This window comes from Cloacibacterium normanense (assembly GCF_003860565.1).
Lineage (GTDB): Bacteria > Bacteroidota > Bacteroidia > Flavobacteriales > Weeksellaceae > Cloacibacterium > Cloacibacterium normanense.
This window is the reverse complement of record NZ_CP034157.1, coordinates 1422401-1442070: the sequence shown is the minus strand read 5'-3', so window position 1 is coordinate 1442070 and position 19670 is coordinate 1422401. Positions and strand designations below refer to the sequence as shown.

The window sequence follows — 19670 nt, the reverse complement described above, 5'->3', positions numbered from 1 at the left end:
ATAATTCGTAGTTTTTGCAAAGATATAAATTGTTAAGACTCTAATTTTGTTAGTCAATAGAAATTATAAATAAATATATTTTTTTTAATTTTTTTTCGATTAAATTTGAACAAATTTTCTAAAGAATGTACTTGATTTTTGATACGGAAACTACTGGTTTACCCCAAAATTTTAACGCACCCATCTCAGATTCAGATAATTGGCCTAGAATGGTTCAGATTGCGTGGCAATTGCATGATGATGAAGGTAAATTAATTGAAAATCAGGATTATATCATTAAACCTGAAGGGTATGATATTCCTTTTAACGCGACCAGAATTCACGGTATTTCTACCAAAATGGCCAAAGAAGAAGGAAAGGATTTGGCATGGGTTTTAGAAGAATTTAAAAAAGCATTAGAGAAAACAAAAGTTGGTGTTGGTCACAACATTGATTTTGATTATAAAATTGTAGGTGCAGAATTTTTTAGAAAAGAAATCGAAAATAATCTTCAAGAAATTCCAAAGGCTGATACCATGGAATTGGGAACCGATTTCTGTGCTTTGCCAGGAGGAAGAGGAGGAAGGTTCAAATCTCCAAAATTAGGTGAACTTTTCGAAAAATTATACGGTTACCAATTTGATGAAGCGCACAATGCTGCGGCAGACGTAAATGCGACGGCGCAGATTTTCTTCGAAATGGCGAGACAACGCATTATTCCTGCAGAGAAAATGCTATGGACTGATGCTCAGTTTCAGCAATTTCAGAAAATTTGGAGTGAGCCAATTAAACCGTTTGATATTGTCATCAGAAGACAAGTTGCAGATTCTAAGAAAAAGAAATCTACTGTTGATTTTGGAGATACCAAAGAAGTGGAAATTGGCGATTATTTCCATTTTCATAATCACACCATTTATTCCACTCTTGCAGCAACTTCACATTTTAATGAACTGATAAAAGTAGCTTCCGAAAACGATTTTAAGGCAGTTGGAATGGTAGATTTAGGGAATTTGATGGGTGCTTTTAAGTTTGTTTCCGAAGTCGAAAAATACAACGGCGACCTCAAAAAAAAGAAAGTAGAAGCCGAAGAAAAAGGTGAAGTGTTTACTAAAACACCTTTGGTTCCAGTTTTGGGATGTGAATTTTATATTTCAGAAAGACCAGAGCAAAAACAATTTACCAAAGATGATCCAGACAGAAGAACAAACATGGTTCTTTTGGCGAAAAATTTTCAAGGATATAAAAATCTAGCAAAACTATCGAGTTTAGGTTATACCAACGGTTATTATGCTGGTGTACCAAGGATTTCTAAGAAACAAATTGCCGAATATAAAGAAAATCTTATCGCTGTTACAGCAGGGATTTACGGAGATGTTCCAAATGCGATTTTAAATTTCGGGGAACAAAAAGGAGAGGAAGTTTTTCTTTGGTGGAAAGAGCAGTTTGGAGAAGATTTCTATGTGCAAATTCAGAATCATGACATAGAAGAAGAAGAGCACTTAAACGAAGTTTTATTAGAACTAGCCGATAAACATGATGTAAAAATTTTAGCACAGAATGAAACTTTTTATACCAAAAAAGAAGATGCTAAAATTCAGGATATTATTACTTGTATCAAAGACGGAGAAAGAGTTTCTACGCCTATTGGTAAAGGTTTTGGGAAACGAAAAGGTTTAGCGAATGACCATTATTTTGTGCAAAATGCAGAAGAATTGAAACAAACTTTTCGTCAGTTTCCTGATGCTTTTGAAGCATACAAAGACTTTTTACAAAAATTTGAACCTTATACTTTAAAAAGAGACGTTTTGCTTCCGAAATTTGATATTCCCGAAGAGTTTCAAAGTGAAGAAGACGAAAAAGACGGGGGAAAACGTGGCGAAAATGCTTATTTAAGACATCTGACTTATGAAGGTGCAAAGAAAAAATACGAAGAAATTACCGATGAAATTCGAGAAAGATTAGATTTTGAGCTAGAAGTAATTGCAAATACAGGTTATCCAGGTTATTTCTTGATTGTTCAGGATTTCTGTAATGAAGCCCGAAAAATGGGCGTTTCAGTTGGTCCTGGTCGAGGTTCTGCAGCAGGTTCTGCAGTTGCGTATTGCATAGGAATTACCAATGTAGATCCGATTAAATATGATTTACTTTTTGAGCGTTTCTTGAATCCAGAGCGTATTTCAATGCCCGATATTGATATCGATTTTGATGATGAAGGTAGAGATGCTATTATCAAATGGGTAATTGAAAAGTATGGACAAATGAACGTGGCGCAGATTATTACTTACTCGGTTTTGGGAGGGAAATCAGCGATTAAAGATGCAGGAAGAGTTCTGGATGTTTCGATTCCTGATACGAATGCGATTGCGAAATTAATTCCTGAAACTCCGGGAATGAATATTGCAAAAGCACTCAATAAACCAGAAAAATTAAAACCAGAAGATAAACCTTTGGCCGAAGAAATGAAGGCGATTTTAGCGAATCCGAATGATTCTCGTCATCAAGTTTTGGCTTCGGCACAGAAAATGGAAGGTTGCATCAGAAATACTGGAATTCATGCTTGTGGAGTGATTATTACGCCAGAAGATATTTCAAATTTAGTTCCGATTTCTATTGCTGCAAAAGATGCAGGAATTTTGGTTTCTCAGTTTGATAACTCGGTGGCAGAAAGTGCTGGTTTGTTGAAAATGGACTTTTTAGGTTTAAGGACTTTAACCATCATTAAAGATGCAATAAAACTTATTAAACAACGTCACGGAATTGAAATCAATACGGATGAAATTCCGTTGGATGATAAAAAAACCTACGAACTTTTCAAAGAAGGGAGAACGATTGGGATTTTCCAGTATGAAAGTGCGGGAATGCAAAAATACATGCGCGAACTGAAACCTACGGTTTTTGCGGATTTAATTGCGATGAACGCTTTGTACAGACCTGGACCGATTAAATACATCCCAAATTTCATCAACAGAAAACACGGTTTGGAAGAAATTGTTTACGACTTACCAGAAACCGAAGAATATCTAAAAGAAACCTACGGAATCACGGTTTATCAAGAGCAGGTAATGTTGCTTTCTCAGAAATTGGCGAATTTCACCAAAGGTGAAGCTGATACGCTAAGAAAAGCAATGGGTAAAAAACAGAAAGATGTTCTGGATAAAATGTACCCGAAATTTATAGAAGGTGGAAAAAAGAATAATCTTAACGAAGAAAAACTCAATAAAATTTGGAAAGACTGGGAAGCGTTTGCAGAATATGCGTTTAACAAGTCTCACTCCACTTGTTATGCCTTAATTGCGTACCACACTGCTTATCTCAAAGCTAATTATCCTGCGGAATATATGGCGAGTGTGATGAGTAATAACATTAACAATACTAAGCAAATTACACTTTTTATGGAAGATTGTAGAACGATTGGGGTAGATGTTTTAGGGCCAGATGTTAATGAATCTCAGTTCCAATTTGCGGTGAACGAAAAAGGACAAATCAGATTTGGTTTGGGAGCGATTAAAGGAATGGGAGAAGCCCCTTCTGAAGCCATATATTTAGAAAGACAAAACGGAAGATTCAAAGATATTTATGACTTTTTTGAAAGAATGCCTTCTTCGCAAGTTAATAAAAGAGTGGTGGAAAGTTTGGTGATTGCAGGTGCTTTTGACGAATTAGATTCTTATCATAGAGCGCAATATTTCGATGTGGATAATGTTGGTAGAACCAATATTGAAAAGCTTTTGCGTTACGGACAATCGTTTCAAGATAATAAAAACTCGGTGGAGAATTCACTTTTTGCTGATTTTGCAGATGAGGTTCAGATTGAAAGACCGAAACTTTTACCTTGTGCAGAATGGCAAAATATGCATAAACTCAATCGTGAGAAAGAAATCATCGGTTTCTATCTTTCGGCGCATCCTTTAGATGAATATAAATTCCAGTATAAGTTTATCAATGGAGAATTTTCTAAAAATTTCGTTTTAGAAGACAATAAAAAAGATGAAATTGCTCCAAATGACTTGTCAGCCAAAATTTTAGATGAGGAATCAGACGATGATGAAAGCATTGATATAAGTTTAGATGTTTCAGAAGATGAAGAATTGGTAGAAGAATCTTCTGCTAAAAAAGCTGAACCAAAAGGAAACTTCAATTTCTTGAATTTAGACGAAATTGATGCGTTCAAAGAACAATTATTTCCTGCAGGAAGTCTTTTTGAAGCGCCAAAAGATTGGAAAGAAAGACAAAAAATGTTTGATAATGCTAGAGAATACACGGTTTCTGGATTGATTACCGAAATGATTTTGAGAGATGGGAAAAATTCTGGTGAAAAAATATGTTTCTTGACCTTAGAAGATTACACGGGAAGTTACAGTTTCAGATTAGGTGATAGAGATTATATGAAGTTGCGTGAAAAAATTGCCAAAGACCGATTTGTCATCGTAAAAATGAAATTTACACAAGGAAGTGAAGGCAGAGTTTTTACCAATGTTACAGATATTATGGATTTGAAAGATGCTTTCGAAAAGTATGCTAAATCCTTGTCGCTGATTATTCCTGTAAATGAACTGAATAAAACAGATATAGAATTTTTCAAAACACAATTGTTGGCAGAAAAAGGAGAACATAAATTGAATGTTTTTCTCCAGAATCCTTTAGACAATACTTTTGTAGAAGCGAGAGCCTTGCATCAAACGATTAATATTAATAATCAATTGCTTGAAAAAATTCATGAATTTGGAAAATTTGAAATTTATTTAAACTAACATAAAGCCGAGATTTTGTCTCGGTTTTTTAATTAGAAAAAGTGTTTTTTTGAACAAAAAAAATAAAGCAGTAATCTTAATGAAATGTTAAATTTGTATACGTATTTTGTATGATTTTAAGATTTTGTGAGGGTTTTCATTTTTTTTGTTGGTTATTTAAATATAAATTTGACCAAACATAAAAACACAAAATGATGACTCGTATTTTTCTTTTTGAAGAACAACAGCTTTTTAATGAAGCCTTGCAGTTTTTTATTAATTCACAGCCAAATTATAGTGTTGTAGGTTCTCATAGTGATGAAGGTTCTTTACTAGAATGTCTTTATGGAGTAAATGCTGACATTATTTTATTTGGCATTAGTATGATGAGTCCTAATTCTCACTTTTTGATAGAACAAATTAAAAATGAATTTAAAAATCTTAAAATTATTGTTCTAAATGATGGTTTAGATATTAAAGAGATTAGAAGACTCTATAAAAGTGGGGTACATGGTTTTTTAGAAAAAAAATCTCATAACGGGGAACTTCTTAATTCTATAGATTCTGTGGTGAGTGGTAAAATATATTTAGATGTAAAAATAAGAGAGCGTTTTTTTTCAGAATATTTTGATAATAGCCCATGTAAAAATTCGGTAAAAATGGTTCAAGGTTTACTAACAATTAGAGAAAAAGATGTTATGAGACTTATTTGTGAAGGTTATAATAGTAAAGAAATTGCAGAAGAGTTATTCATAAGTATAAATACTGTAGAAACACATCGAAAAAAAATTATTCAGAAATTTAATGTGAAAAATTCAATTGGTATTGTAAGATTTGCAATGCAGAATAATATGATTTAGAAACACACTCACTCTATATATAAAAGCCTTTCTGTCACATGATAGAAAGGCTTTTTTTATTGAGTTTATTGCCAGTCTGGCATTTCTGCATTAGTAAACAATGTAGTTCTTTGTAAATTCTGAAGAGACAAGTCTAGTGATATTTTTTGTATATTTTTTGGTGAAATACCATCATTAGAAGTGTTGGTGAAGATTATTTCTGCATTATTAGGAGAGAATCTAGGGTCTAAATCATTGGTTCCTAATGTTTTTTTACTTAAATCAGACAAATCTGTAAGGGTAGATGTAGTAAATTCATATAAGAAAATTCTAGTGTCTAGTTGCCTATAACTGGAATCTTGATAATTAGAAACATCTTGACAGAAAATGAATTTTTTTCCATCTACCGAAAAGTTTATTCCGCCTACTGCACCTATACTATTATTAACTATGGTTGTCAACACATTTCCTACCATATCTAAGATTCTAATATTAGAATTGTAGCCATTAATATTGTTGGTTTTAACTGCAATTTTAGCCTCGTCGTAACTCCAATCACATTCAGTAATGAATTCTCCTACAGGCGCTGTGTAAATTAAAGTGGTTCCCGTTCCATCCTTATTTATTTTATACAATTTGTCAAAACTGCCATAGATTAATTGTGTTCCACCTTGGTTCCAAGAGTAGTCTAATTCTTTAGAATTAAATCCTCCTATAGGAATTTTAGTTACTTGAAATTCTGCAGAACCATCTAGTTTGCTTGTAAATATATGGATATCTCCTGCAACGGATTTGAGATAAGCGATTAAGTTAGCGCTATTGTTTTTTCTTGGCCTCCACGCATTTTCTTTTAAAGTAAAAAGATTGTTGTTTTCTAAGTTATTAGAAACTAAAGTGAGTTTTCCGTTGTTATTTTGTACATAATGAAGCCTATTTAAAGGAGAATTAGAGGTGGTGAATTTATTACTAACGCTATAAACAGGGGTGTTTACTCCATCATTTACAATAACTTGCCAAAAATATGTGGTTCCATATTTTAGATTTTTAACTTCGTAATTTTTTTCTTTAATATCATTGATTTCAATTACATCTGTATTGCTGCTATTCTTTAAAATAAGTGTGTATTTCAAAATATCTTTGGTGTCAGGATCTGAGCAGTTCCATGAAAAGTTAATACTTAAAGGTTGATCTACCGTATTATTAGCAGGAGTAATTAAATCAGGAATAGCAGGTGATGAATTGAGGGTTTTGTCATCTAATAATTCTATTGCCACAGAAGATATTTGCCCTTCAGTTTTTATAGAAATCCCCATTGCTTTTGTAACGTAACCATCAGCTTCTGCTTTTAATGAATAATCTCCAAGTGGAATATCTTTAATTTCAAAGGTTCCACTAGCATCCGTTGTCACTGCTTCTGTAATGGGAGAAGTGGTGATTCTAACATTAGAAAGCGGAGTTCCTGATTCTTTTGCCGTTACTACACCTCTTAGTGTGGCTGTTTTAGTCTTAGAAATTAAATCTTCTCTACAAGAAAATAAACTAAATAATGCAACCAGAAATATGGTTAATTTTAAGAAATTTTTCATAATTATTATTTTTTTCTGAAGTGATAGGAGATTCCTAGTCCAAATCGTAAAGCTCTATCGTTTAAGTCTCCATTTATTTTAGTATCCCAATCATCATCAAAACCTAAATCATATTGTGACTGTAATCTTATAGAGAAATTTTTTAAGAAATATTCAAAACCTCCACCTAATTGATACTTAAATTTCATTGGTTCTCTATTAACTATAAAACCTCCTCCTGCAAAAAGAAATGGTGAGAATTTATTGGCAGGAAGCATTAGATATTCTAAATTTAGGTCAGTAGCTTGGTATCTGCGTCTTACGATTTCTTTGTTTTCCAAGGTTATAAAAGCAGATGAAAGATTTATGTTCCAAAATCTATTAAAATTATATCTTATGCCAAATCGTAGACCGGGAGTAGTGGTGGGAGATTCGTAATCTCCTTGAAGAGTATTTGCTTCTACCATTCCAATGATAGAGTAGTGTTTTCCTTTTACATCATAATATTTAGCTTTGTTTGCTAAAAAGTCCACTTGTTTTTGTTCTTCTTTAATTGCGTTTATTGCCGCATCTGTTTCTTTTATGGAATTAGGGTCTGGCTCCCATATTTTGTCTTGAATTCCTTCGATGATTAGTGCTTGTACTGCTTTTTCAATAGCTTCTTTTACTGCAATTTGTACGGGTTCGTTTTGGGTGATTCCTACTTCTGATTCTAGAAGTTTCTCTGTGTCTACGTATTTAAAAATACTTCCGTTTAAAGTGGTAGAGAGTATAGTTTTATCTACATACACAGATTTTAAAACTTTTCCATTCATGGTAGAAACCGCTCTTAGGTAAACAGATATTCTATCTTGTCTGTATTGTGTAGAGGCGCCTATCCCAAAGTATCTAGCGCCTAATCCTCCAGTTAAAACATTGGTGTCATAAGAAATTACACCGCCCTCTAACAAAACACCCGCAAAGAGTAATGGGGGCAACTGTTGGTTGCTATTGTTTTTATTATTTTGGCTATACTCTTGTTTTGTAGTTCTTATGATTTGTCTTTCGTTTAATAAATTGGCTACATTTTCTCTTTCTATAGGGATAAACCAATTACTGTCTTCTAGAACTTTTATAAGAATAGAAGTTATTCCCTGCGGAATTGCTGTACTAAAACTGCTGCCGTTTTCTGTAGGTTTGTATTGGCCAGTTTGGTCTCTGAATTTATAAACTCCTACCACAATTTTTTCTTTTGGAGGTGGTAATTTTTTAATTGGAAATTGCAGATTTGTTTTTTCTCCTAGCTTTGGATCAGATTTACCATCGGGTATTTTAAGTAAAGTGGCACAACTTGTAATAAAAGCTGTGGCAAATAAAAATAAAAATTGATGTGTCCATTTCATATTATTGAGGTATAAAGATTTGTGATTGTTCACCAGTGGTTGTATTTAGAATATTAATGTACAGACCACCAGAACCATTGGTAATCTCAATATAAAGTGAACCGAAATTGTAAACGCCAGGTTTTAAATCTCCTGTGCCAAATTGTTCTTGGAAAATTTTTTGAGATAATTGGCTTAATAATTGACGGTTAAGAGACTCTGTAAAATTATCTAAACTATTGATATTAAAATCACGTAAAGTGTTATCATTATTATCAAATTGATTTTGAGCATTAGCAGAACTTAGTAACATTTGATAATTAAATGTTTCTCCTCCGAAATTAGGGTTTAAAGGTTTATAGACAAACTGTTGAGCATTATTTTCGGCAAATGCTAAAACAAAACATAAGGCGATAATTTTTTTCATTTTGTTTAATTTTTAGTAGGAAAATTCTTTTTTGAAATTTTGGTCATTGGCAAAAAGCTCATCAAGTATATTGATTGTAAAATTTACTTGATTCTCTAAAAACTCTTCAGATGGATTTACAATAAATTGATTGATTAATCTATCTTCTACAAAAATTTGAATTTGGGTATTTCTTGCAAAAGTAGGCAGCTCTACAATGGAGATTGTCTTATTGTATTTTTTATTCATTTGATTGATTTTTATGTAGAAATTATCATAAAAATCTTTTCCCGCTCTTGTTTTAGTTTCGTCTATTGTAAGATTTTGTAAAAATATTTTCGGGTCGCTGCTATCGAGTTCTAAAGTTTTTTTTTTACATTAAACATTAGGCTGTCTTTGCTAATTAAAGCTTTGCTGTTTTCATCTTTTAGGTAAAGATAGCATTTCAGTTCATCACTGGGATCAATATTGATGGTTGTTTCAGATAGTTTTTTTGTGCTTTTAGGGGGGATAGAGAATTTTCCGCTTTGTTTGTTAGATGAAATATTCCCTTGTTTATTTTTTCTAATACCAATAAATAAATATTCTAACTCTTTATGGAGTTCAGAATTATTGATGGCTACATTTTCTATTTTGATGAAATTATTTATTTCTTCATGATTTATTTTTGCTTCTATATTTTCTTGAGCAGATATTTTTTGAAATAAAATCATATTAATGAATATGTAAAATAAAATTAACCTTTTCATAAGTTTAATTTTTAGAAGTTTCTTATGAAAATCATTTTATTATTTCCAAAGGTTTTAATGATCATACCATCAGAAATACTGTTTCTTCCTAGAATATCTAAGTAGTTCCCGTTACCTTGAGTGGTAACGTTTAGCTCGAAATTATTTTTTTGTGGGTAAAATTCTTGATAAATTAAAGTGTTATAGTCTCCAATTTGCGTAGAATTTAATTTGTTATCAGGGTATAAAGTTACATCTACAATGTTTTTATCACCAATTTGTAAGATTTTACTCACAATATTAGGTTCACTAATAGTGTTTTTACTGTCTAAATTTTCAGATTGTAATAATGAAAGTAGTTTAGCACTATCCATATTGTCAAAATTTAGATTTTGAGCGGGAACAGATAATGCAAATATTAGGATGAAAGCTAAAATTATAATTTTCATGGTTTGTGTTTTTGTTTAATGTAAATATAATAAAAAATATAATATAAATATCTATTTTAAATAAAATATGAGAGACTTTTGTCTCTCATATTCAATTATAAATGTGCTAAATTTAGTTTGATTGATTAATAAACATAGCATTAGAATTGCCAATTTGTGTTCCAAGATGATAGTGGAATCCACCTGTTTGATTTACTACAGAAAGATTATCATTACCAGTTTGAATATCTTTTGCATAATTTCCAAAACCAAGCTGAGTTTGGAATGCCATATTATCATCCCCAGTTTGTCTTACTCTAGCTTCATTATTGTCTCCATATTGTAGCTGTAAACTATAGTTTGCATCACCTACTTGTTTTGATCTAGCAAAATTAGCATTACCGTATTGCCCTTGTCCAGCGTAATTATTTGAACCATCTTGAACTACTCTTGCAACGTTATCATTGCCCATTTGTTGTTGTTGAGACATGTTGTTGGTTCCTGTTTGTTTGCTTCTAGCGTTATTGTCATCTCCGTATTGCCATTGTTCGGCAGAGTTAGATAATCCAACTTGTAATGTCACAGCTTTGTTTCTATTTCCCCATTGGTCTTGCATATTGTAATTTGCAGTTCCCCATTGGTTGGTAGAAGCAGAGTTTCTATTTCCAGTTTGGTATTGTTCACTAGAATTTGCAATACCTACTTGGTCTACTTCTGCAGAATTTCTGTTACCTTGTTGAATGATTAAACTTTCATTAAACCAGCCAAATTGGTCTACATTTACAGAATTTCTATTTCCAATTGAGTATGATTGATTGCTGTTCATGAGCCCCACTTGAGAAATAATAGCGTCGTTTTTATTTCCCCACTGAAGCGTATAATTAGAATTTAATGCTCCATTTTGACCAACAGCGGCTGTGTTTTCATCTCCGTATTGATCTAGTACATTGCCATTTAAAAAGCCCACTTGATTTACTGTAGCTAAATTAAGATTTCCTACTTGAGTGGTTACATCAGAATTTGCTTGTGCGAATAAAGTTGCAGAAGCAACAAGTGCAAAAGCACTTAAAATAATTTTTTTCATGATTAAATATTTTTGGTTAGCGATACAAATGTATACATGATAAATATCATTTTTTTCATCAAAAATTGTTATTTTAATAATATCACTGTTTTCGGTGATAAGAAGTTTAACTTTAATCATGTTTAATTAGGATTCACTCTTTTTTGTGATAGATTTTATCTAAAACGAAATAGATAAAAACTTGGAAACTTTTTTTGTTTTTTAGTTTCCGTTTTCTATCTTTGCACCCGATTATGGATGATAAAAAATATTTTTTAGAAAAATTGTTTGAGATGTTTCATATATATGGCGTGAAAACATTAACAATGGACGATATTGCAAAAGAGTTTTCTATCTCTAAGAAAACCTTGTATCAGAAATATAGCCATAAAGAAAATTTAATTTGTGATGTTTTAGATTTTATGTCAAAAGAAGGACTTGATGAGGTAGATAGAATAAGACAAGAATATAAATGTCCTATTGAATCTCTTCTTGTTTCTGGTGCTAGAATGGATGAAATAACTTGTAAAGAAAAGAATATATTCGATATACAATTATTAAAGTATTATCCGGATATTTTTCATTCTCACCAAATTTCTATTTCTGTAAGGATTATTAAAATTTTAAAAGAAGATTATGAAACAGGTGTTGAAATTGGTTATTTTAGGAGAGGTATTTCCATAGATTTATACATTAAATTCTTAATTACACTCTTTTTTTCAGCAGAAATTTCTCCACTTTTTACAGAAGAAAAAAATAAAAAGAAACTTTCTGTAGCTATGAAATTATTATACTTAGATGCAATAGTTACGGATGAAGGCAAACAAAGACTAAATGAATTAAAAGAAAAATATCAATACAGTAATATTTAAATAATGAAGCAAGAGGTTTATTAAGGAAGATTTTCGTAATCTGAAAAAAGAAAGAAAAAAATAAAGTAAAAATTGTAAACAAACGTCTAAAAAGTTAAAAATAAATTATGACATTTAAAATGATAAAGTGGAAAAAATTAGCTATAGGTATTTTTTCTGTTGCAAGTACTTTAGCGTACTCTCAGCAGACTGTTACCTTAAAACAAGCTATAGAATTTGCTTTGCAAAATAAAGCAGATGCTCTAAAATCTAGGCTAGATATTACCAATGCAGATGCAAAAATTCTAGAAGCAAAGGCAGGTGCGCTCCCGAAAGTAACAGGGAATGCTAATATTACATACAATCCAATAATCCAAGAGATTGCACTTGGAGGGCAAACTTTCAAAATGGGACAGCCTTGGGTTGCTGTGGCGGGAGTTCAGTTGCAACAAGCGCTTTTTAATCAACAAGTTTTTATTGGTTTAAAAGCGGCAAAATCTACCAAAGAATTTTATCAATTGAATGCCAATCTTACCGAAGAGCAGATTATTGAAAGGGTTTCTAACGCGTATTTTCAGGTTTTTACTGCTCAAGAGCAGAAAAATACTTTAGAAAGCAGCTATAGCAGTACAGAGAAAGTAAGAAATGTAATTAAGAGTTTGTATGATAACGGTTTATCAAAAAAAATAGATTTAGATAGAACTAATGTTAACCTTACCAACATAGAAACTAACATAAAACAAAGTAATAATGGAATTACGCAAGCCGAAAATGCTTTGAAATTCTACATGGGAATGCCTATTGAAACCAAAATACAATTGGTGCAAGAAGATATGGCTGTAACTCCACATCTTTTAGACGAAACTGTAAATACTGACGAAAGAACAGAAGTAAAGGTTTTGCTAAAAAATAAAGAACTTCTTGAATATCAGAAAAAAGCAACTATCGCAAATTATTATCCTACAGTTAATCTAACGGCTAACTATAATTGGCAAGGATTAGGAGAGAAGTTTCCTCTAACGAATGGGAGTTCAAAAGGAGTAATGTGGTCAGATTATTCTGCAATAGGATTGGGTATTAATATTCCTATTTTTAATGGATTTGCTACAAAAGCAAAAGTTCAGCAGAATCAAATTGATATTGATAAACTCGAAATAGATATTAAAGATACCAAACTTGGGCTAGACCAAGCTTATCAAAACGCAAAAGCTCAGATTGAAAATAGCCTTGCAACTTTAGAAAGCCAAAAAGCGAATGTGAAATTAGCAGAAGATGTTTTAGCAGATACAAAAAGTAATTATCAATACGGTTTGGCAACGCTTACAGATTTATTAGATGCCGAAAATTCTTTGGTACAAGCTAAAAATAACTACACAACAGCGATTTTAGATTATAAAATTGCCGAAGTACAATACTACAAATCAAAAGGAGAACTTAAAAATTATTTAAAATAAACTATAATGAAAAAAACTTTAATATATATTGTTATTGCAGCGGTTTTAGTAGGATTGGCTGCTTATAAAATTTCAAGTAATAAGAGTAAACAAGAAGCGGAAGTAGCGGAAGTAGCAAAAGAAGTTGATAAAATTAACGTAAATGTTATTACCGTTCAATACGAAAGCATTAATACAGATTATACAGCAAACGGAACTTTTCTTCCAAAACAAGAAATGAATCAATCTTCTGAAATTTCTGGTAGAATTGTAAGTGTTTTGGTAAAAGAAGGTACTAGAGTAGGTGCTGGTCAAACTTTGGCAACCATCAAAAGAGATGCTATAGATGTAGATGTTTCTCAGGCTCAGAACAACTTGCAAAACGCTATTATAGACAATCAACGTTACGAAAATGCCTATAAAACTGGTGGTGTTACTAAGCAGCAATTAGATAATTCAAGATTGCAACTTAAAAATGCTCAAGCTGCTGTAAGAGCTCAAAGCGTTAGAATTAGTGATACCAGCATCCGCGCAGGAATTAGCGGAACTATTAATAAAAAAATGGTAGAACCGGGAACTGTGGTTTCTCCTGGCACTCCAATGTTTGAGATTGTAAATATCAACAGTTTGAAACTTTCTGTTTTAGTAGATGAAAGTCAGGTTGGGAAAATTCAATTAGGACAACAAGTTGCTATTAATGTAAATGTTTTACCAGAAGATTCTTTCAGTGGTAGAATTACATTTATTGCTCCAAAAAGTGATGCTTCACTTAATTTCCCTGTAGAAATTGAAGTTCAAAACAGAGGAAACTTAAAAGCTGGGATGTATGCTACTGCAATTTTCCAAACGAATAATGGTGCCGAAACTCAAAATATGTTAACGGTACCAGCTACTGCATTCGTAAACGGAGTGAGTTCTGGACAAATTTTTGTAGCTCAAAACGGAGTTGCTAAATTGATTAAAGTAACGCCTGGAAAAGTGTACGGCGATAAAGTTCAAATCTTAAACGGTCTTAAAAATGGAGACCAAGTGATTACCAGTGGACAAATTAACCTAGATAATGGTTCTAAAATTAATATCATAAAGTAGTATGAAGTTAGCAGAAATATCGATTAAAAGACCATCGTTGGTTATTGTATTATTTACATTGCTAACGTTAGGAGGACTTTTGAGCTATTCTATGATGGGATACGAGCTCATTCCAAAATTTGAAACCAATATAGTAACTATTTCTACCGTTTATCCAGGAGCTTCTCCTAGTGAAGTAGAAACATCTGTTACCCGAAAAATTGAAGATGCGGTAGGTTCTTTAGAAAACGTAAAAAAAGTAGAATCTTCTTCGTACGAAAGTTTGTCTGTTATTATGGTTCAGCTTAATAATGGTGCAGATGTAGATTATGCGCTTAATGATGCACAGCGTAAGGTAAATGCAATATTGGCAGACCTTCCAGATGATGTAGATGCGCCTTCTCTTAATAAATTCTCTTTGGATGATTTGCCTATTATCACCATGAGTATTTCGTCTGATAAATTAAATAATAAAGAACTTTATGACCTTTTAGACAAAAAAATAGAACCTATTTTTTCTCGTGTAAATGGTGTGGCGCAAGTTGACCTTGTTGGTGGACAAGAGAGAGAAATTCAGGTAAATATTGATGATAAAAAATTACAAGGTTACGGACTTTCTATTGGGGAAGTGCAACAGGCAATCCTTACTTCAAACTTAGATTTCCCTACAGGTAGTTTAAAAACCAGAGTTAATAAATCTACCATTAGATTATCTGGTAAATATAAATCTGTAGAAGAAATGAGCAATCTTGTGGTTTCGAATAAAAACGGAGCCCAAGTTCGTCTTTCTGATGTAGCAACTGTTTTTGATGCTCAAAAAGATGTTGAAAAATTAGCGAGATTCAACCAGTTTCCTACTATTTTAATGCAGGTTAAAAAACAGTCTGATGCTAATGCTGTAGCGGTTTCAGAAAGCATTCAAGAAACAATAAAAACAGTAGAAGATGGATATAAACTTCAAGGGGTAAAATTAAAAGTAGTAAATGATACTACAGATTTTACATTAGAATCTGCAGACCACGTTATTTTCGATTTATTCTTAGCTATTGTTTTGGTGGCTATTGTAATGTTGTTGTTCTTGCATAGTGTTAGAAATGCATTTATTGTAATGGTTTCTATTCCGGCTTCATTAATTGCAGCTTTTATCGGCATGTATCTCATGGGATATACCTTAAACTTGATGAGTTTATTAGGACTTTCGTTAGTTGTGGGGATTTTGGTAGATGACGCGATTGTGGTTCTAGAGAATATCTATCGTCACATGGAAATGGGAAAAAGCAAAATTAGAGCAGCGTATGATGGTGCTGCGGAAATTGGCTTTACCGTTGCTGCTATTACTTTGGTAATTGTGGTAGTATTTTTGCCAATTGCGATGAGTACAGGTCTTGTAGCTAATATCTTGGCACAATTCTGTGTAACCGTGGTTATTGCAACATTATTATCATTGTTGGCCTCTTTTACCATTATACCTTGGTTGTCATCAAGATTTGGAAAATTACAACATCTTACAGGTAAAAATGCTTTTGAAAAATTCATTCTTTGGTTCGAAAAACAATTAGATAACTTTACACATTGGATTACAGGCTTGTTAGAATGGTCTCTTAGAACTACTTTTAGAAGAATATTTACCGTAGTAATTACTTTTGTTGTTTTGATTATGTCTTTCATGTTAGTGAAATTCGGTTATATTGGTGGAGAATTCTTCCCGAAAACAGACCGTGGACAGTTCTTGGTTCAAATGGAATTGCCAAAAGATGCAACCATCGAGAAAACAAACCAAATTACTTTAGAAGTCGAAAAATTCTTAAGAAAAGATAAAGATGTGGTAGATTTAATTACCACTGTTGGTCAACAATCTACTGGTTTTGGTGGAGCACAAGCTACTACTTATCAATCTGAAGTTCAGGTAAATTTAATAGATAAATCTGAGCGTTCTGAAAGCACAGATATTAAATCTGCAAAAGTAAAAAGAGCTTTAGAAGAAAAATTTACAGGAGTTGAATTTAAAACAGCTCCTATTGGTATAATGGGTGCAGAAAATGCTCCTATAGAAATGGTAGTTACCGCTCCTGATAATGCTACGGCTGTAAAAGAAGCAACAAGAATTTTAAATTTATTGAAAAAAGTTCCGGGTGCCGTAGATGCAGAGTTATCTACGGATACAGGTAATCCAGAAGTTCAGGTAAATTTAGATAGAGATAAAATGGCGTCTTTGGGCTTAAATCTTTCGAGTGTAGGACAAGCAATGCAAACAGCATTCAACGGTAATACAGACGGAAAATTTAAAGCTGGAGAATATGAATATGATATTAATATTCGTTTTGCTGATAATAGCAGAAAATCTATTGAAGATGTTAAGAATTTAATTTTTACTAATTCTCAAGGACAGCAAATTCGTTTGAGTCAGTTTGCTGATGTTAAAATGGGTTCAGGGCCTAGTTTACTAGAACGTAGAGACAAATCTCCGTCTGTAAAAGTGAAAGCTAAAGCGGTAGGAAGACCTGTAGGAGATGTTGCAAACGAATGGGCAAACCAATTTATGGATGGTAAAGATAAACCTGCAGGAGTAGATTACATCTGGAGTGGTGATATGGAAAACCAACAAGAAGGTTTTGGTACATTAGGTATTGCTTTGTTAGCGGCTATTGTCTTAGTTTATTTGGTAATGGTATCGTTGTACGACTCTTTTGTATATCCATTTGTAGTATTGTTTTCAATTCCGTTGGCGATGATTGGGGTAATGCTCATTTTAGCACTTACAGGTAATTCATTGAATATTTTCACCATGTTGGGGATGATTATGTTGATTGGTTTGGTAGCGAAAAATGCAATTTTGATTGTTGACTTTACCAATGCCAGAAAAGCAGCAGGAGTTAATACTCACGATGCTTTAATACAAGCCAACCACGCACGTCTTCGTCCTATCTTGATGACAACTATTGCGATGATTTTCGGGATGTTGCCAATTGCATTAGCAAACGGCGCAGGTGCAGAGATGAATAAAGGTTTGGCTTGGGTAATTATTGGTGGTTTAACATCATCTTTATTCCTTACGCTAATTATTGTACCAGTAGTATATTCTATTTTTGATTCTATTCTTAGAAGAATGGGCAAGCACGAAAAGATAGATTACGAAGCAGAAATGAAAGCAGAATATGTACACAAAGAACTAAGTGAAGATGGTTTTACGCCAAAACATTTAGATTAAAAATATACAGATAAAGAATTGAAGATTAAATTCTGAAAATTCTTACTGTCATAGTTTTGTTTTAATAGTTTATTTTGAAAATTCCCTCCAATTTATTTGGTGGGAATTTTTTTTAAAATACGTAGAATGTAGTATTTTAATTGTTAGTAAATGAGGGTAACTTTAAGGTACAAAAAACACAAAGATGAAAACAAAACTCTACATGTTTATAATGGGAGTGTTTTCCATTATTCTCACATTCTCACAGGTAGGAATTAACACTACAGAGCCTCATGAATCTTCAGTACTTCATCTCAATTCTAGTGATAAAGGTTTTCTTTTACCTTACTTTAATATTACAGATTTGAATCTTAAGTCACCCGTAATTTCCCCAACTATTGCAGAGGGTTTACTTGCTTATAATACCAATACAACTACAGGAAAAGGAATTTATTATTGGGATGGTACCAAATGGTCTGGATTAGGTCAAGTGAATTTCACAAATATTTACAATAGTGTGATTAAGCCACTTAATGCAGTACTAAATGATATGGATACTTTTCCTTATCTTATTAATGCAATGGTTGCTCCTTCTTCTCCTGGACTAAGACGTTTTGATTGCGATTACTCTGCTCTAGGTGATGATATTATTATCAATAATCCATTGTCTGGCGCTCCAAATAATTTTGTGATTTGGGATAATGTCAATAAAAAAATTAATGTTCCACAGCAATTATTAGGCTATTCTATTACCGTTAATATTTCTTTAAAATACCAACAAACTACCTCTAACTCAGAAGCTTCTCGATTTGTAGCATATACAGGTAATGCTGTAGTCAATACTTCCACAGGAAATTATACAGGAGGAAGAAAAATTAAAGATTTAATGTTTAAAAAAACCAAAACAAGTAGTTTTCCTTATGTAAGAGACGAATTGGTACTTTCACCAATAGTCGTTACACAAGAAATCATAGACCATGGAATTATTCTTTACATTGGTAGTGGTGATAACTCTCCTTTAAATTTTTATGAACCAGTTCTCACCATAGACTATGGTGTAGTTAATATTACATTATAAAAACAATTATAATAAAAAAAACAACTCTTTGAATACGCTATTGATTTAGCAGAATAGTTGCAATGAAAATTGCAACTGTTTTTTTATGATATAAAATAGGTTTAAATTTTAATCTTTTCGTTTTAGGAATTCCTAACTTTGCGCGGTAAAAACTTAAAGATGAAATCAGGAATGTTGCAAGAGAAACCTTTAATCGAAAAATATAATGATTTACTCTTAGATATAGGCTCTACATTGATGGTTGCAGGTGCGCATTGTGGTAGAATAGACCGAAATATAAAACGTATTGCAGATGTTTTCGGGGTAGATATAGAAATCTTTTATTCTTTCAATGGTATTATTCTCACTACTAAAATGAGAAACAACCCTTCTGAAACCGCCACTCATTATAAAAGATTACCAAGTCATGGTGTTCATTTCGGGATTCTCAACGAAATAAGTTTGCTTTCTTGGAAGGTGGTGAGCGATCATCTAGATTATCCACATGTGAAAAGAGAGTTTGAAAAAATTAAGAAACTTTCTCATCATAAACGAATTCAAATTGTTCTAGGAGTAGGAATTGCTTGTGCATCTCTTTGTATTTTAGCCAAAGGAGATTTTATAGATGCCACTTTTGCATTTTTTGCTTCTATGCTAGGAATACTTGCGAGACAAGAAATTTCAAAACGAAAATTTAATGTGATGTTAGCAATTAGTGGAGGAGCATTTGTTACCAGTTTTATTGCTTCCATCAATGTTTTTTACGGAATAGGAGCACTCCCCGAAAAAGCCTTGGCTACTTCAGTGCTGTATTTGGTTCCGGGTGTTCAATTGGTGAATGCTGTTATAGATTTAATCGAAGGATACGTCGCTACAGCTATTGCAAGAGGTTTTTATTCGGGATTTCTTTTATTGTGTATTGCTGCAGGAATGGCTTTGAGCATTCTTATTTTTGGAATTAATAATTTTTACTAA

The 19670-nt window shown here is 32.4% G+C and carries 15 protein-coding genes; 8 read left to right on the top strand and 7 right to left on the bottom strand.

Annotation, left to right across the window (positions count from 1 at the left end):
• Positions 1–125: 125 nt before the first annotated feature.
• Both dnaE and EB819_RS06600 read left to right on the top strand, forming a co-directional pair.
• Positions 126–4730 carry a DNA polymerase III subunit alpha gene (dnaE, locus tag EB819_RS06605; RefSeq protein WP_069796740.1) on the top strand — a complete coding sequence of 1535 codons (4605 nt, stop codon included), beginning with the start codon at positions 126–128 and terminating at the stop codon, positions 4728–4730.
• 191 nt (positions 4731–4921) lie between these two features.
• Complete coding sequence (locus EB819_RS06600) at positions 4922–5569, top strand: response regulator transcription factor (RefSeq protein WP_083250119.1); 648 nt, start codon at positions 4922–4924, stop codon at positions 5567–5569.
• 65 nt (positions 5570–5634) lie between these two features.
• Here the strand turns inward: EB819_RS06600 and EB819_RS06595 are convergent, their stop codons facing one another.
• The 7 genes from EB819_RS06595 to EB819_RS06565 form a co-directional block, all read right to left on the bottom strand.
• On the bottom strand, positions 5635–7134 hold the full coding sequence (locus EB819_RS06595; protein WP_069796737.1) for a carboxypeptidase regulatory-like domain-containing protein: 1500 nt from the start codon (positions 7132–7134) through the stop codon (positions 5635–5637).
• Between the two features lie 5 nt (positions 7135–7139).
• Positions 7140–8495, bottom strand: a complete 1356-nt coding sequence (locus EB819_RS06590; RefSeq protein WP_069796736.1) for a CsgG/HfaB family protein — start codon at positions 8493–8495, stop codon at positions 7140–7142.
• A 1-nt stretch (position 8496) separates the two neighbouring features.
• The gene (locus EB819_RS06585) at positions 8497–8901 is read right to left on the bottom strand and encodes a curli production assembly/transport component CsgF (RefSeq protein ID WP_069796734.1); all 405 of its coding nucleotides are present in this window, start codon (positions 8899–8901) and stop codon (positions 8497–8499) included.
• A 12-nt stretch (positions 8902–8913) separates the two neighbouring features.
• A complete protein-coding gene (locus EB819_RS06580; RefSeq protein ID WP_245993252.1) occupies positions 8914–9195 on the bottom strand; it encodes a CsgE family curli-type amyloid fiber assembly protein in 282 nt (93 codons plus the stop codon).
• 44 nt (positions 9196–9239) lie between these two features.
• Positions 9240–9629 carry a hypothetical protein gene (locus tag EB819_RS06575; RefSeq protein WP_143331763.1) on the bottom strand — a complete coding sequence of 130 codons (390 nt, stop codon included), beginning with the start codon at positions 9627–9629 and terminating at the stop codon, positions 9240–9242.
• A gap of 11 nt (positions 9630–9640) precedes the next feature.
• The gene (locus tag EB819_RS06570; RefSeq protein WP_069796729.1) at positions 9641–10057 is read right to left on the bottom strand and encodes a hypothetical protein; all 417 of its coding nucleotides are present in this window, start codon (positions 10055–10057) and stop codon (positions 9641–9643) included.
• A 112-nt stretch (positions 10058–10169) separates the two neighbouring features.
• Entirely contained in the window at positions 10170–11120 is a 951-nt protein-coding gene (locus EB819_RS06565; RefSeq protein WP_069796799.1) for a hypothetical protein, read from the bottom strand.
• 233 nt (positions 11121–11353) lie between these two features.
• Between EB819_RS06565 and EB819_RS06560 the strand changes: the two genes are divergently transcribed.
• From EB819_RS06560 to EB819_RS06535, 6 genes are all read left to right on the top strand, one after another.
• Complete coding sequence (locus EB819_RS06560) at positions 11354–11971, top strand: TetR/AcrR family transcriptional regulator (RefSeq protein WP_069796727.1); 618 nt, start codon at positions 11354–11356, stop codon at positions 11969–11971.
• A gap of 119 nt (positions 11972–12090) precedes the next feature.
• The gene (locus EB819_RS06555; protein ID WP_069796795.1) at positions 12091–13404 is read left to right on the top strand and encodes a TolC family protein; all 1314 of its coding nucleotides are present in this window, start codon (positions 12091–12093) and stop codon (positions 13402–13404) included.
• Positions 13405–13410: 6 nt separating this feature from the next.
• Entirely contained in the window at positions 13411–14472 is a 1062-nt protein-coding gene (locus EB819_RS06550; protein ID WP_069796725.1) for an efflux RND transporter periplasmic adaptor subunit, read from the top strand.
• A 1-nt stretch (position 14473) separates the two neighbouring features.
• Positions 14474–17659: an efflux RND transporter permease subunit gene (locus tag EB819_RS06545; protein ID WP_069796723.1), complete on the top strand. Its 3186-nt coding sequence runs from the start codon at positions 14474–14476 to the stop codon at positions 17657–17659.
• Positions 17660–17843: 184 nt separating this feature from the next.
• Positions 17844–18716, top strand: a complete 873-nt coding sequence (locus EB819_RS06540; RefSeq protein ID WP_124878690.1) for a phage tail-like protein — start codon at positions 17844–17846, stop codon at positions 18714–18716.
• 159 nt (positions 18717–18875) lie between these two features.
• Positions 18876–19670: a threonine/serine exporter family protein gene (locus EB819_RS06535; protein WP_083250116.1), complete on the top strand. Its 795-nt coding sequence runs from the start codon at positions 18876–18878 to the stop codon at positions 19668–19670.

Bases quoted from the DNA above. Each gene is read 5' to 3' on its own strand.
- dnaE (WP_069796740.1), top strand. From the start codon at position 126: ATGTACTTGATTTTTGATACGGAAACTACTGGTTTACCCCAAAATTTT.
- EB819_RS06600 (WP_083250119.1), top strand. From the start codon at position 4,922: ATGATGACTCGTATTTTTCTTTTTGAAGAACAACAGCTTTTTAATGAA.
- EB819_RS06595 (WP_069796737.1), bottom strand. From the start codon at position 7,134: ATGAAAAATTTCTTAAAATTAACCATATTTCTGGTTGCATTATTTAGT.
- EB819_RS06590 (WP_069796736.1), bottom strand. From the start codon at position 8,495: ATGAAATGGACACATCAATTTTTATTTTTATTTGCCACAGCTTTTATT.
- EB819_RS06585 (WP_069796734.1), bottom strand. From the start codon at position 8,901: ATGAAAAAAATTATCGCCTTATGTTTTGTTTTAGCATTTGCCGAAAAT.
- EB819_RS06575 (WP_143331763.1), bottom strand. From the start codon at position 9,629: ATGAAAAGGTTAATTTTATTTTACATATTCATTAATATGATTTTATTT.
- EB819_RS06570 (WP_069796729.1), bottom strand. From the start codon at position 10,057: ATGAAAATTATAATTTTAGCTTTCATCCTAATATTTGCATTATCTGTT.
- EB819_RS06565 (WP_069796799.1), bottom strand. From the start codon at position 11,120: ATGAAAAAAATTATTTTAAGTGCTTTTGCACTTGTTGCTTCTGCAACT.
- EB819_RS06560 (WP_069796727.1), top strand. From the start codon at position 11,354: ATGGATGATAAAAAATATTTTTTAGAAAAATTGTTTGAGATGTTTCAT.
- EB819_RS06555 (WP_069796795.1), top strand. From the start codon at position 12,091: ATGATAAAGTGGAAAAAATTAGCTATAGGTATTTTTTCTGTTGCAAGT.
- EB819_RS06550 (WP_069796725.1), top strand. From the start codon at position 13,411: ATGAAAAAAACTTTAATATATATTGTTATTGCAGCGGTTTTAGTAGGA.
- EB819_RS06545 (WP_069796723.1), top strand. From the start codon at position 14,474: ATGAAGTTAGCAGAAATATCGATTAAAAGACCATCGTTGGTTATTGTA.
- EB819_RS06540 (WP_124878690.1), top strand. From the start codon at position 17,844: ATGAAAACAAAACTCTACATGTTTATAATGGGAGTGTTTTCCATTATT.
- EB819_RS06535 (WP_083250116.1), top strand. From the start codon at position 18,876: ATGAAATCAGGAATGTTGCAAGAGAAACCTTTAATCGAAAAATATAAT.